Origin of the sequence: Pseudomonas sp. 10(2024) (assembly GCF_045164175.1) — a bacterium.
Lineage (GTDB): Bacteria > Pseudomonadota > Gammaproteobacteria > Pseudomonadales > Pseudomonadaceae > Aquipseudomonas > Aquipseudomonas alloputida.
Window position 1 is genome coordinate 4,577,836 of the sequence record NZ_CP174006.1, and the last position, 16,442, is coordinate 4,594,277.

A 16,442-nucleotide genomic window follows, 5' to 3' on the forward strand; every position below is an offset into this window, starting at 1 on the left:
TCAGGTCGAGATTAAATTTTTGTCGGTTCAACGATATTGCAGGAAGACGTTCTCACGCCCGAACTGGTCACGCAGCGCCTGAATCAGCCCATCGGCCGGGTCGATCGCCCACTGCTCGCCAAACTGCAGCATGGCCTTGGCGTCGCTGCCGGTGTACTCCAGCGTGATCGGGCAAGCACCGCGATGGCGGGTGATCAACTCGCCCAGCCATTTCAGCCGGTCGCCCTTCAGTGCGTCGTGCGCCACCTTCAGGCGCAGGCTCTCGGCCAGCTTGGTGCGCGCGTCTTCCATGGTCATCACCTGCTTCACCCGCAGGCGCAAGCCCCCGGAGAAGTCGTCATTGCTGACCTCGCCTTCCACCACCACCATGGCATCGGTCTGCAGCAAGGACTGTGCCGCCATGAAGGCATCGGCAAACAGCGATGCCTCGATCCGTCCGGAACGGTCATCCAGGGTGACGAAGCCCATCTTGTCGCCCTTCTTGTTCTTCATCACCCGCAAGGCAATGATCATGCCCGCGATGGTCTGGGTTTCGCGCGACGGCTTGAGGTCGACGATACGCTGGCGGGCGAAGCGGCGGATCTCGGTCTCGTACTCGTCGATCGGGTGGCCGGTGAGGTAGAGGCCAAGGGTGTCTTTCTCCCCCTTCAGACGCTCCTTGAGGGTGAGCTCGCGCACCTTGCGATGGTTGGCATAGACGTCGACATCTGCCGCGTCGAACATGCTGCCGAACAGGTCCACATGGCCACTGTCAGCGGTATGCGCAGCCTGCTCGGCTGCCTTGATGGCCTCGCCCAGCGCCGACAGCAAGGTTGCCCGGTTGATGTCGATGTTGGCGTGGTAGGCCTTGATCTCGTCATGGAAGTGCGGGCCAAGGCGGTCCAACGCGCCACTGCGCACCAGCGCATCAAGGGTACGCTTGTTGACCCGCTTGAGGTCGATGCGTTCACAGAAATCGAACAGGTCCTTGAACGGACCGCCTTGGGCACGCGCCTCGACAATCGCCTCCACCGGGCCTTCGCCGACACCCTTGATGGCGCCAAGGCCGTAGACGATACGGCCGTCGTTGTTGACGGTGAACTTGAAGTCCGAGAAGTTCACGTCCGGCGCGTCTAGGCGCAGCTTCATGCTGCGCACCTCCTCCACCAGCACCACCACCTTGTCGGTGTTGTGCATATCCGCCGACAGGACCGCAGCCATGAACGGCGCCGGGTAGTGGGTTTTCAGCCAGGCGGTCTGGTACGACACCAGGCCATAGGCGGCGGAGTGGGATTTGTTGAAGCCGTAGCCCGCGAACTTCTCTACCAGGTCGAAGATGTTACCGGCGAGGTCCGCATCGATATTGTTGGCTACGCAACCTTCGATGAAACCACCGCGCTGCTTGGCCATTTCCTCGGGCTTTTTCTTACCCATGGCCCGGCGCAGCATGTCGGCGCCACCCAGGGTGTAACCCGCCATCACCTGGGCGATCTGCATCACCTGTTCCTGGTACAGGATGATGCCGTAGGTCGGCGCCAGTACCGGCTTGAGGCCTTCGTACTGGTAGTCGGAGTGCGGGTAGGCCAGCTCGGCGCGGCCGTGCTTGCGGTTGATGAAGTCGTCCACCATGCCAGATTGCAGCGGGCCCGGGCGGAACAGCGCAACCAGTGCAATCAGGTCTTCCAGGCAGTCGGGCTTGAGCTTCTTGATCAGCTCCTTCATGCCACGCGATTCAAGCTGGAACACCGCCGTGGTTTCGGCCTTCTGCAGCAGCTCGTAAGTCTTGCGGTCGTCCAGCGGGATGAAGTCGATGTTGAGGTCGGGCAGGTTCTTCTTGGCCTGCTCGCGGTTGATGATCTCCATCGCCCACTTGATGATGGTCAAGGTACGCAGGCCGAGGAAGTCGAACTTCACCAGGCCGGCGGCCTCGACGTCATCCTTGTCGAACTGGGTTACCAGGCCACCACCCTCTTCATCACAGGCGATCGGCGAAAAGTCAGTGAGCTTGGTCGGTGCGATAACCACACCACCGGCGTGCTTGCCGGTACCCCGGGTCACACCCTCCAGCTTCAGGGCCATGTCCCAGATTTCACGGGCGTCTTCGTCGCCCTTGAGGAAGTCACGCAGGATTTCTTCCTGCTCGTAGGCCTTCTCCAGGGTCATGCCCACTTCGAAGGGGATCATCTTCGACAGGCGGTCGGCCAGGCCATAGGATTTGCCTTGCACCCGCGCCACGTCACGCACCACCGCCTTGGCGGCCATGGTACCGAAGGTGATGATCTGGCTCACCGCATTACGGCCGTAGGCCTCGGCCACGTAGTCGATCACTCGGTCACGGCCGTCCATGCAGAAGTCGACGTCGAAGTCGGGCATGGAAACACGTTCAGGGTTGAGGAAGCGCTCGAACAGCAGGTCGTAGGCCAGCGGGTCGAGATCGGTGATCTTCAGTACATAGGCCACCAGCGAGCCAGCGCCCGAACCGCGGCCCGGGCCAACCGGTACGTCGTTGTTCTTGGCCCATTTAATGAAGTCCATAACAATCAGGAAGTAACCGGGGAAGCCCATCTGGATGATGATGTCCAGCTCGAACTTCAGGCGGTCCAGGTAAACCTGACGCTTTTCTTCGTAATTGGGCGTGGTCTCTTTCGGCCACAGCACGGCCAGGCGCTCTTCCAGGCCTTCGTGGGACACATGCCGCAGGTAGTCGTCGATGCCCATGCCGTTGGGCGTGGGGAAGTCAGGCAGGAAGTACTTGCCCAGCTGCACCTGGATGTTGCAGCGCTTGGCAATCTCGACGGTGTTGGCGATGGCGTCGGGCAGGTCGCTGAAGAGCTCGGCCATTTCCTCGGCCGACTTCAGGTACTGCTGGTCGCTGTAGCAACGCGGACGGCGCGGGTCGTCAAGGGTCCATCCCTCGCCAATGCATACGCGGGTTTCGTGGGCGTCGAAGTCCGTCTGCTTGATGAAACGTACGTCGTTGGTAGCCACCAGCGGGGCGCCAAGCTTGTCGGCCAATGCCACCGCCGCGTGCACGTATTCTTCGTCGCGTGCCCGATTGGTGCGCTGCACTTCAACATAGAAGCGCTCGGGGAACATGCCCATCCAGTCTTGAAGAAGCGCTTCGGCTTCGTCTTGCCGACCCGCCAGCAGCGCCATGCCAATGTCGCCTTCCTTGCCCGCGGACAGGGCAATCAGGCCCTCGCTGGCCGGGGCGATCCATTCACGCTGGAGGATGACCAGGCCATTGCGCTGGCCATCGGTCCAGCCGCGCGAGATCAGTTCGGTGAGGTTGCGATAGCCCTTGGGGTCCATGGCCAGGAAGCAGATGCGCGACAGCGGGGCTTCCGGGTCGGCACCGGCCAGCCACAGGTCGGCACCGCAGATCGGCTTGATGCCGGCGCCCATGGCAGTCTTGTAGAACTTCACCAGCGAGCACATGTTGCTCTGATCGGTGATCGCGACCGCCGGCATGTTCATCCCGGTCAGCGCCTTGGCCAGCGGTTTGATCCGCACCAGGCCGTCGACCAGCGAGAATTCGGAGTGGACGCGCAGGTGAACGAAGGGAACCGACATGGAAGATCCTGTAGCAGAGCTTAACGACAAGGGCGGGATTGTAGCCTAACTAGGGGCTTTTTTTGGGCCTGCTTTGCAGCCCTTCGCGGGCACGCCCGCTCCCACAGGTACGGCCCCGCTGCTCAGACCGATGAATCCTGCGGGAGCGGGCGTGCCCGCGAAGGGCCGCAAAGCGGCCCCAATAGGTCAGATCAGGGAATCGGTGACGCCTTCGCGAGCATCCCAAGCCGCCCGCACCGGGGCGAAGGAACGCCGATGAATGGGCGTAGGCCCAAGACGCGCCAACGCCTCGAGATGCACCGGGGTCGGGTAGCCCTTGTGCCCGCCAATGCCATAACCCGGGTAGATCAGTTCGAACGCACTCATCTCCCGATCACGGGTCACCTTGGCCAGGATCGATGCCGCCGCAATGGCCGGCACCTGGCTATCCCCCTTGACCACCGGTGCTGCCGGCACCGCCAGCTTCGGGCAGCGATTGCCATCAATCAGGGCCAGCTTTGGCGTAATGTGCAAGCCCTCCACTGCCCGCTGCATGGCCAGCATGGTGGCCTGCAGGATGTTCAGGCTGTCGATTTCCTCGACTTCGGCGCGGGCGATGCAGAAGCTCAAGGCCTTTTCGCAGATCTCGTCGAACAGCGCTTCACGCCTGGCTTCGGTGAGTTTCTTCGAATCGTTCAGACCGAGAATCGGCCGTGCGGGATCAAGAATCACCGCCGCCGTTACCACCGCGCCACACAGCGGGCCACGGCCCACTTCATCAACGCCGGCGACCAGGTCTTCTACCAGGTTGAAGTCCAGTCCAATTTGCATGTCAGCGGTCCTTGAGCAGGGCCAGTACCGCCTCGGCCGCCTGATTGGAGGCGTCACGGCGCAGGGTGCGGTGAATTTCGTCGAAACGTTCGGTCTGCTGGCTTCCATCGCGCACCAGCGGCGCCAGGGTGTTGGCCAGCGCTTCGCTGGTAGCGTCGTCCTGCAGCAACTCGGGCACCAGCTCTCGCTGGGCCAGCAGGTTCGGCAATGACACGTAAGGGCTTTTCACCAGACGCTTGAGAATCCAGAAGGTCAAGGGCGCCAGGCGGTACGCCACCACCATCGGCCGCTTGTACAGCAACGCCTCGAGGGTGGCGGTGCCCGAGGCGATCAGCACCGCGTCACAGGCCGCCAGGGCCTGGTGTGACTGGCCATCGAGCAGGGTCAGCGGCAGTTGGCGCCCTTCAAGCATCTGTTCGATCTGGGCGCGCCGCGTGGCGTTGGCGCAGGGCAACACGAAGCGCACACCCGGCACTTGTTGGCTGAGGCGCTCGGCGGCGTCAAGGAACAACGCGCCCAGGCGCCCTACTTCGCCACCCCGGCTGCCCGGCATCAGCGCCACCACCGGCCCCTCGCCCAGGCCCAGCGCGGCGCGCGCGGCCGGGCGGTCGGCTTCAAGCGGTATGGTGTCTGCCAGCGGGTGGCCGACAAAACGCACTGGCACACCCTGCTCTTCGTAGAACCGCGCCTCGAACGGCAGCAGCGTCAGCATCAGGTCGCAGCCTTCGCGGATCTTCAGCACGCGCTTCTGCCGCCAAGCCCACACTGACGGGCTGACATAGTGCACGGTCTTGATCCCGGCCTGGCGCAGCTTCAGCTCGATGTTGAGGGTGAAGTCAGGGGCGTCGATGCCGATGAATACGTCGGGCTTTTCTTCGATCAGGGTCTGGATCAGCAGCTTGCGGCGCTTGAGCAGCTCGCGCAGGCGCCCCAGTACCTCGACCAGCCCCATGACGGCCAGGCGCTCCATGGGGAAATAGGATTGCAGGCCCTCGGCCTCCATCAAGGGGCCGCCAACCCCGATGAAACGCACGTCGGGGTGGCGCGCCTTGAGGGCACGCATCAAGCCTGAACCAAGAATATCGCCACTGGCCTCACCGGCGACCAGCGCTACGCAAAGCTGGGCCATATCAGCGCGTGATGCCGCGAGCGGAGCTCAGGATCGACTGACGGAACAGCTCGACCTCAGGGTGTTGCGTGGCCGGTTCGGCCAGCTCCTTGAGCGCGTCTTCGACGGTCAGGCCCTGACGGTAGACAATCTTGTAGCAACGACGCAGCACATGGATCACCTCGTCGCTGAAACCGCGGCGGCGCATGCCCTCGAAGTTCATGCTGCGGGCTTCGGCGGGGCTGCCGAACACGGTAACGAAGGCCGGAACGTCCTTGCCAATGGCCGTGCCCATGCCGGAAAACGCGTGGGCGCCAATGTGGCAGTACTGGTGAACCAGGGTATAACCGGACAGGATCGCCCAGTCACCCACATGTACATGACCTGCCAACGCCGTGTTGTTGACCAGGATGCAGTGGTTGCCGATGACACTGTCGTGGCCAATGTGGGCATAGGCCATGATCAGGTTATGGTCACCCACGGTGGTTTCCGCGCGGTCCTGAACAGTACCGCGGTGGATGGTCACCCCTTCGCGAATCACATTGTGATCGCCGATCACCAGGCGCGTCGGCTCACCCTTGTACTTAAGGTCCGGGGTGTCTTCACCGATCGAGGAAAACTGAAAGATACGGTTGTGCTTGCCGATGCGGGTCGGGCCTTTGAGCACAACATGCGGGCCGATAACGGTGCCCTCCCCGATTTCTACATCAGGGCCAACGATCGACCAAGGGCCGACCTCGACGCCGTCGGCCAGCTTGGCCGACGGATCGATAATGGCCCGAGGATCAATCGAATTCATAGGGAGCGTTCCGCGCAGGTGATTTCTGCCGAGCAGACCGGCTTGCCATCGACAAGGGCGCGGCACTCGAACTTCCAGATCATGCTTTTACGGCTGAGGAACTTGGCTTCCAGCACAAGCTGGTCACCCGGCAGAACCGGCTGACGGAAACGCAGTTTGTCGGAACCGACAAAGTAGTACAGGGTGCCATCGGCCGGCTTGGCATCGAGCATCTTGAAACCAAGGATGCCGGCCGCCTGGGCCATGGCTTCGATGATCAGGACACCCGGCATGATCGGGTGTGCCGGGAAGTGGCCATTGAAAAACGGCTCATTGATGCTGACATTCTTGTAGGCACGAATGCTCTGGGCCTCGAAGTCCAGATCCGTCACACGGTCTACCAGCAGAAACGGGTAGCGGTGAGGCAGGTATTCGCGAATCTCGTTGATGTCCATCATTTCGGTGGGGAAGCCTGTAATAAGAATAGGGAGCGCAGGTGCTGACCACACGCTCCTTTTGCAATCCAAAGAGGAGCCAGCTAGCGACTGTTCACTCTTGCTCAGGGAATGGTATCAGCCTTCTGATGTCGGCAGGCCACCTGAGGTCACGGTATCGACGCGTTTTTCCAGCTGCTGGAGACGCTTGGCCATGTCGTCCAGGTGGCGGATACGCGCGGCGCTCTTGCGCCAGTCAGCCAGCGGCTGCATGGCAGTGCCGGAAGAATAGGAACCCGGTTCAGTGATCGAACGGGTAACCATGGTCATTCCGGAAACGAAAACGTTATCGCAAATATCGATGTGCCCAACCAGCCCCACACCCCCGGCCAGCATGCAGTGCTTGCCGATGCGCGTGCTGCCGGAGATTCCGACGCAAGCGGCCATGGCAGTGTGATCACCGATCTGCACGTTGTGAGCGATCTGGATCTGGTTATCCAGCTTGACCCCGTCGCCGATCCGGGTGTCGGACAGCGCGCCACGGTCAACAGCAGTATTGACGCCGATCTCCACGTCATCACCAATGGTGACACCGCCGATCTGCGCAATCTTGCGCCAGATGCCCTTCTCGTTGGCAAAGCCGAAGCCCTCGCCGCCGATCACGGCACCCGACTGGATGACCACACGCTTACCGATGGTCACGTCGTGATACAGCGTGACCCGCGGTGCCAGCCAACCACCTTCACCGACCACACTGCGGGCACCGATGAAGCAGTGTGCGCCGATGCTGACGTTGGCGCCGATGCGCGCACCACTTTCGATGACCGCGAACGGCCCGATGCTGGCGCTGGCGTCCACCTGGGCATCTTCCGCCACCACGGCGCTGGGATGTATTCCCGCCTCAGCCTTGGGTTTGGGATCGAACAGGTGGGAAATCCGCGCGTAAGCCAGGTACGGGTCCGCCACGATCAGGGTATTGCCGGCAAAGCTTTCGGCATCCGCAGCCTTGAGCAGCACCGCGCCGGCCTGGCTGTTATCCAGGTACTTGCGGTACTGCGGGTTGGCGAGGAAGCTCAACTGCGTCGGGCCAGCCTCCTGCAAGGTGGCCAACCCGGTAATCTGCAGCGCCTCGGGCCCCTTGAGGGTAGCTCCGAGTACCTCGGCCAGCTGGCCTAGCGTCATGGTCACACTCATATCAACGGGCTTGGTTCATGCGCTCGATGACTTGGCGGGTGATGTCGTACTGAGGTTTGACATCGATGACCGCACCACGCTCGAGGACCAGGTCGTAGCCGCCCTTCTTGATCACTTCCTCGACAGCACCATCCAGCTTCGGCTTCAGTTGCTTGAGCATGTCGCGATCAGCAACGGCCTTGGCTTCGTTCAGTTCCTTGGACTGGAACTGGAAATCGCGGGCCTTTTGCTTGAACTCGAGCTCCAGGCGCTCACGCTCCTGCTGCTGCATCTTGTCGCCGCCCTTGATCAGGCGGTCCTGGATGCCCTTGGCACTGCTTTCCAGGCTTTTCAGCTTGGTCAGTTGCGGACCGAATTTCTTCTCGGCATCAACCGCATACTTCTTGGCGGCATCCGACTCGAGCAGGGCCATCTGGTAGTTCAGGACGGCAACCTTCATTTCGGCGAAAGCCGGGGTGGCTACCAACGCCGCGGCCACTACGGCCAATTGAGCCAATTTACGCACGATGCACTCCTGGATAAACCGTTGTCATTAAGCAAGGGCCGACCTTAGAAGGTCTGGCCCAGAGAGAATTGGAACACCTGGGTATCGGCATCGTCCGGCTTCTTGACCGGCATTGCCAGGCTGAAGCTCAGCGGGCCCAGTGCGGTAATCCAGGTCACGCCCAGGCCGACCGAACTGGCCATGCCCGAGAACCCGACCTTCTCGCAATCAGGTTTGTTGCCGCAATTGGTGTCGAACACGTTACCCACGTCCCAGAACACAGAGGTGCGCAGTGAACGCTGGTCCTTGACGAACGGCAGCGGGAACAGCAGTTCGGCACCGCCTTGCACCAGCACGTTACCACCAAACGGCAACGGATCCTGATCCGGGTCGGCGATGGTGCCTGGCTTGCCACCTGCGGCCTCGCCGATGCTCGGGGTACTGCGCGGGCCCAGGCTGCTGTCCTTGAAGCCACGGACGGAGTTGAAACCACCCGCGAAATAGTTCTCGTAGAACGGCAGACCGGAGGTGCTGCCGTAACCATCACCATAGCCCAGCTCGGTATGCAGGCGCAGGGTGTAGTCGCTGGTGATCGGCTTGAACAGCTGGCCACGGTAGTCAAGCTTGAAGAACGACAGGTCGCTGCCCGGAACGGTGGACTCCAGGGTCAGGCTTTGCGAGTGACCACGGGTGGCCAGTACGCCTTTGTTCAGGGTCGACTCGGACCAGCCGATCGAGGCCTTGAAGTTCAGGAAGTTGTCACCTTCCTCCTCGAGGAAATCGAAGATCTCGTCGACGGTGTATTTGCCGGTCTTGATCTTGTCCTGCTGCACGCTCAGGCCGTAGGTCAGGCGCGAGGTTTCGCTGATCGGGTAGCCCAGGCTGACGCCGGCACCGTAGCTGTCCACCGCATAGCTGGCAACGTCGACGTCGAGGTCGTCGTAATCGGTGCTGCGGTAGAAGGCGTTGTAGCCCAGGCTGACGCCATCGGCGGTGAAGTAGGGATCAACGAAACCGAAGTTGTAACGGGTCTGGTATTCCGAACGGGTCAGGCCGATGGATACCTTGTTACCGGTACCGAGGAAGTTGCTCTGGCTGATCGAACCACCCAGGATCAGGCCGGCGCTCTGGGCGAAACCGACGCTGGCGGTGATCGAGCCGGAGGCCTGCTCTTCGACGCTGTAGTTGACGTCGACCTGGTCGTCGGTGCCAGGCACCTGCGGGGTCTCGACGTTGACTTCCTTGAAGAAGCCCAGGCGCTCAAGACGGGTCTTGGACTGGTCGATCAGGTAGGTCGACGCCCAGCCGCCTTCCATCTGGCGCATTTCGCGACGCAGCACTTCGTCTTCGGTCTTGGTGTTGCCGCGGTAGTTGATGCGGTTGACGTAGGCGCGCTTGCCCGGGTCGACCACGAACATGATGTCGACCGTGTGGTCCTGGTCGTTGGGTTGCGGCACGCCGTTGACGTTGGCGAAGGTGTAGCCTTCGTTACCCAGGCGACGGGTGATCAGCTCGGACGTGGTGGTCATCACCTTGCGCGAGAATACCTGCCCCGGCTGCACCAGCAGCAGCGACTTGACCTGGTCTTCCGGCACCTTGAGGTCACCGGACAGCTTCACGTCGCGAACGGTGTATTTCTCGCCTTCGTTGATGTTGACGGTGATGTAGACGTGCTTCTTGTCCGGCGTGATGGACACCTGGGTGGAGGCGATGTCCATGTTGATGTAGCCGCGGTCCAGGTAGTAGGAACGCAGGCGCTCCAGGTCACCGGAGAGTTTTTCACGGGCGTACTTGTCGTCGTTCTTGAAGAACGACAGCCAGTTGGTGGTCTTCAGCTCGAACAGCTGCCCCAGGGTCTCATCATCGAATACGTTGTTGCCAACGATGTTGATGTGCTGGATGGCGGCGACGGTGCCTTCGTTGATCTTGATCTTCAGGGCCACACGGTTGCGCGGCTGCGGCACCACTTCGGCGTCGACCTCGGCCGAGTAGCGCCCCTGGGCCACGTACTGGCGTTGCAGTTCGTTACGCACACCTTCGAGGGTGGCACGCTGGAAGATCTCGCCTTCGGCCAGGCCCGATTGCTTCAGGCCCTTCATCAGGTCTTCGGTGCTGATCGCCTTGTTGCCTTCAATCTCGATGCTCGACACCGACGGGCGCTCGACCACGTTGATGATCAGCACATTGCCATCGCGGCTCAACTGGATGTCCTGGAAGAACCCGGTCTTGAACAGGGAACGAGTCGAGTCCACCAGGCGGCGGTCGTCAGCCTGGTCGCCAACGTTCAGCGGCAAGGCACCGAACACACTGCCAGCGGAAACCCGCTGCAGGCCGTTGACGCGAATATCGGAGATGGTGAAGGACTCGGCGTGAACTTCAGCGATCATCAGTGCGGACATGACCGCAGTTAGCAGCAGACGTTTCATGAAGTCCTTTTATTCCAACTGGCAATAAACAACCTGCCGTCACAGAACGGCAGGTTCGCAATTGAGCGAAGCTTTATAGTCGACCCAGATCGTTGATCAGGGCGAGCAACATCACCCCTATGACCAAACTGATACCGATCTGAACCCCCCAACCTTGCACCCGATCAGACAGCGGACGACCGCGCGCCCACTCGACCAGGTAAAACAGCAAATGCCCCCCGTCCAGTACTGGAATGGGCAGCAGGTTAAGAACCCCCAGGCTTATGCTCAGGTAGGCCAGGAAATTCAGGAAATCCCCCACGCCGGACTGGGCTGAAGCGCCCGCCACTTTAGCAATGGTTATCGGTCCACTCAAGTTTTTTACCGAGAGCTCCCCGAACAGCATTTTCTTCAGCGATTCAAGTGTCAGGACGCTCATGTTCCAGGTACGCGACAAGCTCTCACCCACCGCATCCAGCGGGCCGTAGCTGATTTCGCGGAGCATGTTGGCAGGCCATTCGCCACCTTTGACGCCAGCGCCAAGATAGCCACCGACTGCCTTGCCCTCCCCCTTGCGGGCCAAGGTCACCGGCAGCTCCAGGGCAGCGCCGTCGCGCTCCACTCGCACCATGACCTTGGCATCCGGGCGGGCGCGCACGCGGTCGACTACCTGCTGCCATTCGGTAACCGCCACATCATCCAGAGCCAGCAGCTTGTCACCGGTTTTCAGGCCCGCAGCGGCAGCCGGCCCCTTCGGATCGATCTCGGCCAGCACCGGTGTGATCGCCGGTCGCCAAGGGCGCAGCCCCAGGGATTGAATCGGGTCCGGCTCGTCGGCGCCCTTGAGCCAATTGTCCAGCTTGACATGCAGCTGGCGCTCGGCGCTGGCGCCCTCATCGCGCACGCCAATCTGCAAGGTACCGCTCTCGCCCAGACGACGAACCAGCTGCAAATTGACCGCCGACCAACCGTTGGTCGGCTTGCCGTCTACAGAAACGATTTCCTGACCTGCGGTCAGCCCTGCAGATGCTGCCAGGCTGCCACTGTCGACCGCGCCGATAACCGGGCGGATTTGCTGGGTACCCAGCATCGCCAGCACCCAGAAAAACAGGATAGCCAGCAGAAAATTGGCGATCGGGCCTGCCGCGACAATCGCAATACGCTGGCGCACCGACTTGCGGTTGAACGACTGCCCGGCCAGCGCCGGCGGCACATCGCCTTCGCGCTCGTCGAGCATCTTGACGTAGCCACCCAGAGGAATGGCCGCAACAACGAACTCGGTGCCGTGGCGGTCATGCCACCGCAGTAGCGGCGTGCCGAACCCCACCGAGAAACGCAGCACCTTGACGCCGCAGCGGCGCGCCACCCAGAAGTGACCGAATTCGTGGAAAGTGACCAGCACACCCAAAGCCACGAGGGTGCCGATAATCATGTAGAGCGCTGTCATGTCCATCTCCGAATGATGTTCAGCGGGCCGGCATCCTGCCCAGCCCCCTCACGAACCTTGGCGGGCCTGCATCAGCGGCCGTGACGCCTCAGCCACTCACGGGAAAGCTCCCGGGCACGCTGATCGGCGGCAAATACCGCATCCAGCGACGGCAGCGGTACGACGGGTTCCTGGTCGAGTACCTGTTCGATCATACCCGCGATCTCCGGGAAGCGGATGCGCCGTTCAAGAAATGCCTGGACCGCGACTTCGTTGGCCGCATTGAGCACGGCGGGCGCGCTGTTGCCGGCCTCGGCAGCCTGCCGCGCAAGGCGCAGGCAAGGGAAGCGTTGTTCGTCGGGCGCCTGGAAATCCAGACGGGCGATGGCGAACAGGTCCAGAGGGGCAACCCCGGAATCGATCCGTTCCGGCCAGGCCAACGCGTTGGCGATTGGCGTACGCATGTCCGGGTTGCCCAACTGCGCGAGTACCGAACCGTCCACGTAGTCGACCAGCGAATGGATCACGCTCTGCGGGTGCACCACCACCTCAACCTTGGACGGCACGGCATCGAACAACCAGCAGGCTTCGATCAACTCGAGGCCTTTGTTCATCATGCTGGCCGAATCCACGGAGATCTTGCGCCCCATGGACCAGTTGGGGTGCGCACAGGCTTGCTCCGGAGTCACGTCCAGCAGCGCCTCGACCGGCGTTTCGCGGAACGGCCCGCCGGACGCGGTAAGCAGGATCCGGCGCACACCGACGGCACTCAGGCCACGGGCGTAGTCGCCTGGCATGCACTGGAAGATAGCGTTGTGTTCGCTGTCGATCGGCAGCAGCACGGCACCCTTTTGCCGCACCGCCTCCATGAACAGTGCGCCGGACATCACAAGTGCTTCCTTGTTGGCCAGCAACACCTTCTTGCCCGCCTCGACCGCCGCCAGCGTGGGGCGCAGGCCGGCAGCACCGACAATGGCTGCCATCACTGCATCCACTTCAGCGGCCGACGCCACCTGGCAAAGCCCGGCCTCACCTTCCAGCACCTCGGTGGTGCAACCGGCCGCAGCCAGACTCGCACGCAACCTCACCGCCGCCTCAGTGCTCGGCACCACAGCGAAGGCCGGACGATGACGCACGCATAGCGCCAACAGCTCGTCGATGCGCGAATAGCCAGTGAGGGCGAACGCTTGATAACGGTCAGGATGACGCGCAATCACATCCAGCGTGCTCAGGCCAATGGAGCCGGTGGCCCCGAGCACGGTAATACGTTGCGGGCGACTCACATCACACCCCATTCGGCAGCCCACAGCAGTACGGCGAAAATCGGGATTGCCGCAGTCAGGCTGTCAATGCGATCGAGCACACCCCCATGCCCGGGCAGCAGATTGCTGCTGTCCTTGATGCCGGAGCGACGCTTGAACATGCTCTCGGTCAGGTCACCGACCACCGAGGACATCACCAGCAACGCAGCGCCCAACAGGCCCAGCAGGATCTGACCAAAGCCCCAGTCGCGACTGATGCCGACACCCAGGGTAATCAACAGGCTGACCGCCAGGCCACCGTACACGCCTTCCCAACTCTTGCCCGGGCTGACCTGCGGAGCCAGCTTGCGCTTGCCGAATGCCCGGCCAGAGAAGTACGCACCGATGTCGGCGGCCCACACCAGCACCATGACCGACAGGATCAGCCAGTTTCCCAAGGGCCAGTGCTTGAGCAGCACCAGCCCTTGCCAGGCCGGCAGCAACACCAGCAGGCCGATCAACAACCGACAGGCAGCACTGGCCCACAGGTCGCTGCTGCGCGGGTAGGTAAGCACCAGCCAGGTGGCCAGCCCCCACCAGATCACGGCAGCGCCCAGCACCCAGGGCGCCAGTTCCGGAAGGATGTACAGCAGCATCAGCGCCCCCGCGACCACCGCTGCATAGGCAATGCGCAACGGCTGGGCCATCAGCCCGGCAAGGCGCGCCCACTCCCAGGCACCGAGGGTCACTACGAAGCCGATAAACAGGGCGAAATCCCCGCCATTGAGCAGGAAGAAACCACCCAGCGCGACCGGCAGCAGGATCAGCGCAGTAATGATGCGTTGTTTAAGCATTAAGCACGAGCTCCAGCCTCGACCTGCTCGCTGGTCTTACCGAAGCGGCGCTGGCGCGAAGCGAAATCGGCCAGGGCATTGCGCATGGCCTCGTGTTTGAAGTCCGGCCAGTAGAGGTCGGAGAAATACAACTCGGCATAGGCCAGCTGCCACAACAGGAAATTGCTGATGCGGTGCTCGCCACCGGTGCGAATGCACAGGTCCGGTAGCGGCAGGTCGCCGGTTGCCAGACAGGTCTGCAGCAGGCCCGGCGTGATGTCTTCCGGGCGCAGGTGCCCGGCTTGCACTTCCCGCGCCAGCCGCTGGGCAGCCTGGGCGATGTCCCACTGGCCACCGTAGTTGGCTGCTATCTGCAGAATGAAGCGGTTGTTGCCAGCGGTCACTGCCTCGGCCTCGCGCATGGCGGCCTGCAGCTCAGGATGGAAACGCGAACGGTCGCCGATGATGCGCAGGCTGATATTGTTCTCGTCAAGGCGCTTGGCCTCACGGCGCAGCGCCGAGAAGAACAGCTCCATCAGCGCACCGACCTCTTCGGCAGGGCGCTGCCAGTTCTCGCTGGAGAAGGCGAACAGGGTCAGTACCTCGACCCCGGACTTGGCACAGACTTCGATGACCGCGCGAACGGCATCCACACCCGCCTTGTGCCCGGCCACGCCGGGCAGCAGGCGTTTTTTCGCCCAGCGGTTGTTGCCATCCATGATGATCGCGACATGACGCGGCACCGAGGACGGCGCCGCTGGCTTGGTCTTTTCCATTAAAAAACCCCGGCCTTAGACGGCCATCAGGTCCTTTTCCTTGGCTTTGAAGGCAGCATCCACTTCGGCGACGAACTTGTCGGTCAGCTTCTGGATCTCGTCCGCGGCGCGACGCTCTTCGTCTTCGCTGATTTCCTTGTCCTTGGTCAGCTTTTTCAGGTCAGCCAGGGCGTCGCGGCGCACGTTGCGCACGGCCACCTTGGCATCCTCGGCAACACCGCTGGCCTGCTTGGTGTAGCCCTTGCGGGTTTCCTCGGTCAGGGCCGGCATCGGCACACGGATGGTGGTACCGGCGCTGGACGGGTTAAGGCCCAGATCGGAGGTGAGGATGGCCTTTTCGATGGCAGCGCTGAGGTTCTTGTCGTGAGCGACGATCTTCAGGGTGCGGGCATCTTCGACGGTGATCGCGGCGACCTGGTTCAGCGGCATTTCGCTACCCCAGGCGGTAACCTTGACGCTGTCCAGGATGCTTGGGTGAGCGCGACCGGTGCGGATTGCAGCCAGGTTGCGGGACAGGGCTTCGATGGACTTGCCCATGCGCTCCTGCGCGTCTTTCTTGATGTCGTTGATCATGCTTGGCCTTCCTCGATCAGTGTGCCTTCAGCGCCACCCACCACGATGTTCAGCAGGGCGCCAGGCTTGTTCATGTTGAATACCCGCAATGGCATCTTGTGGTCACGGCACAGGCAGATTGCGGTCAGGTCCATCACACCCAGCTTGCGATCCAGAACCTCATCGTAGGTCAGGTGATCGAATTTCTCGGCATGCGGGTCCTTGAATGGATCGGCAGTGTACACGCCATCGACCTTGGTCGCCTTCAGCACCACGTCAGCATCGATTTCGATGGCGCGCAGGCAGGCCGCGGAGTCGGTGGTGAAGAACGGGTTGCCGGTACCGGCGGAGAAAATTACCACATCCCCGGAGTTGAGGTGACGAATAGCTTTGCGGCGATCGTAATGATCGGTGACACCCACCATGGAAATGGCCGACATGACCAGGGCCGGGATGTTCGAGCGCTCCAGCGCATCGCGCATGGCCAGGCCGTTCATCACGGTAGCCAGCATCCCCATGTGGTCACCCGTGACGCGGTCCATGCCGGCTGCGCTCAGCGCGGCGCCGCGGAACAGGTTGCCACCACCGATCACCAGGCCGACCTGGACACCGATCCCTACCAGCTGGCCAACTTCAAGCGCCATGCGATCCAGCACTTTCGGGTCGATCCCGAAGTCTTCCGAGCCCATCAGGGCCTCGCCGCTAAGTTTGAGCAAAATGCGTTTATAGCGAGGTTGGCGACCACTCACCTGCTGAGCCATTGCGAGTCTCTCCTGCGGCGTACTTTTAGAAAATTCGTGCGGGCTGTTTGCAGCCTGCTAACTGTAGCGTGGCACCGCTTCGGTGCCA

Annotated in this window: 14 protein-coding genes; all 14 read right to left on the reverse strand. The window is 62.0% G+C overall.

From position 1 onward, the window contains the following. Positions 1–27: 27 nt before the first annotated feature. The 14 genes from dnaE to pyrH all read right to left on the reverse strand — a co-directional run bounded on the left by dnaE (position 28) and on the right by pyrH (position 16,354). Positions 28–3,552 carry a DNA polymerase III subunit alpha gene (dnaE, locus tag ACI7M0_RS20735; RefSeq protein ID WP_129933758.1) on the reverse strand — a complete coding sequence of 1,175 codons (3,525 nt, stop codon included), beginning with the start codon at positions 3,550–3,552 and terminating at the stop codon, positions 28–30. Between the two features lie 186 nt (positions 3,553–3,738). Beyond that, positions 3,739–4,362, reverse strand: coding sequence for a ribonuclease HII (gene rnhB / locus ACI7M0_RS20740; RefSeq protein ID WP_104962435.1), 624 nt, complete (start codon positions 4,360–4,362; stop codon positions 3,739–3,741). Position 4,363: 1 nt separating this feature from the next. Then, entirely contained in the window at positions 4,364–5,491 is a 1,128-nt protein-coding gene (gene lpxB / locus ACI7M0_RS20745) for a lipid-A-disaccharide synthase (protein WP_010952682.1), read from the reverse strand. Between the two features lies 1 nt (position 5,492). Continuing rightward, positions 5,493–6,269: an acyl-ACP--UDP-N-acetylglucosamine O-acyltransferase gene (lpxA, locus tag ACI7M0_RS20750; protein WP_010952681.1), complete on the reverse strand. Its 777-nt coding sequence runs from the start codon at positions 6,267–6,269 to the stop codon at positions 5,493–5,495. Next, positions 6,266–6,706: a 3-hydroxyacyl-ACP dehydratase FabZ gene (gene fabZ, locus ACI7M0_RS20755; RefSeq protein ID WP_003252314.1), complete on the reverse strand. Its 441-nt coding sequence runs from the start codon at positions 6,704–6,706 to the stop codon at positions 6,266–6,268. Before fabZ ends, lpxA begins: the two co-directional genes overlap by 4 nt. 114 nt (positions 6,707–6,820) lie before the next feature. Beyond that, positions 6,821–7,876 (reverse strand): UDP-3-O-(3-hydroxymyristoyl)glucosamine N-acyltransferase, encoded by a 1,056-nt coding sequence (gene lpxD, locus ACI7M0_RS20760; protein WP_020190323.1) that lies wholly within the window; start codon positions 7,874–7,876, stop codon positions 6,821–6,823. A gap of 1 nt (position 7,877) precedes the next feature. After that, positions 7,878–8,381 (reverse strand): OmpH family outer membrane protein, encoded by a 504-nt coding sequence (locus ACI7M0_RS20765; RefSeq protein WP_003252311.1) that lies wholly within the window; start codon positions 8,379–8,381, stop codon positions 7,878–7,880. A gap of 44 nt (positions 8,382–8,425) precedes the next feature. After that, positions 8,426–10,786 carry an outer membrane protein assembly factor BamA gene (bamA, locus tag ACI7M0_RS20770; protein ID WP_010952679.1) on the reverse strand — a complete coding sequence of 787 codons (2,361 nt, stop codon included), beginning with the start codon at positions 10,784–10,786 and terminating at the stop codon, positions 8,426–8,428. A gap of 73 nt (positions 10,787–10,859) precedes the next feature. Beyond that, positions 10,860–12,212: an RIP metalloprotease RseP gene (rseP, locus tag ACI7M0_RS20775; RefSeq protein WP_129932560.1), complete on the reverse strand. Its 1,353-nt coding sequence runs from the start codon at positions 12,210–12,212 to the stop codon at positions 10,860–10,862. A 71-nt stretch (positions 12,213–12,283) separates the two neighbouring features. Further along, positions 12,284–13,474, reverse strand: a complete 1,191-nt coding sequence (ispC, locus tag ACI7M0_RS20780; RefSeq protein ID WP_049587431.1) for a 1-deoxy-D-xylulose-5-phosphate reductoisomerase — start codon at positions 13,472–13,474, stop codon at positions 12,284–12,286. Then, a complete protein-coding gene (locus tag ACI7M0_RS20785) occupies positions 13,471–14,286 on the reverse strand; it encodes a phosphatidate cytidylyltransferase (protein WP_003252301.1) in 816 nt (271 codons plus the stop codon). Before ACI7M0_RS20785 ends, ispC begins: the two co-directional genes overlap by 4 nt. Beyond that, on the reverse strand, positions 14,286–15,041 hold the full coding sequence (gene uppS, locus ACI7M0_RS20790; protein WP_010952675.1) for a polyprenyl diphosphate synthase: 756 nt from the start codon (positions 15,039–15,041) through the stop codon (positions 14,286–14,288). The genes ACI7M0_RS20785 and uppS overlap by 1 nt, the downstream gene beginning before the upstream one ends. Positions 15,042–15,056: 15 nt before the next feature. Then, positions 15,057–15,614: a ribosome recycling factor gene (frr, locus tag ACI7M0_RS20795; RefSeq protein WP_003252296.1), complete on the reverse strand. Its 558-nt coding sequence runs from the start codon at positions 15,612–15,614 to the stop codon at positions 15,057–15,059. After that, positions 15,611–16,354, reverse strand: coding sequence for a UMP kinase (gene pyrH, locus ACI7M0_RS20800; protein WP_003252294.1), 744 nt, complete (start codon positions 16,352–16,354; stop codon positions 15,611–15,613). Before pyrH ends, frr begins: the two co-directional genes overlap by 4 nt. Between the last annotated feature and the right edge of the window lie 88 nt (positions 16,355–16,442).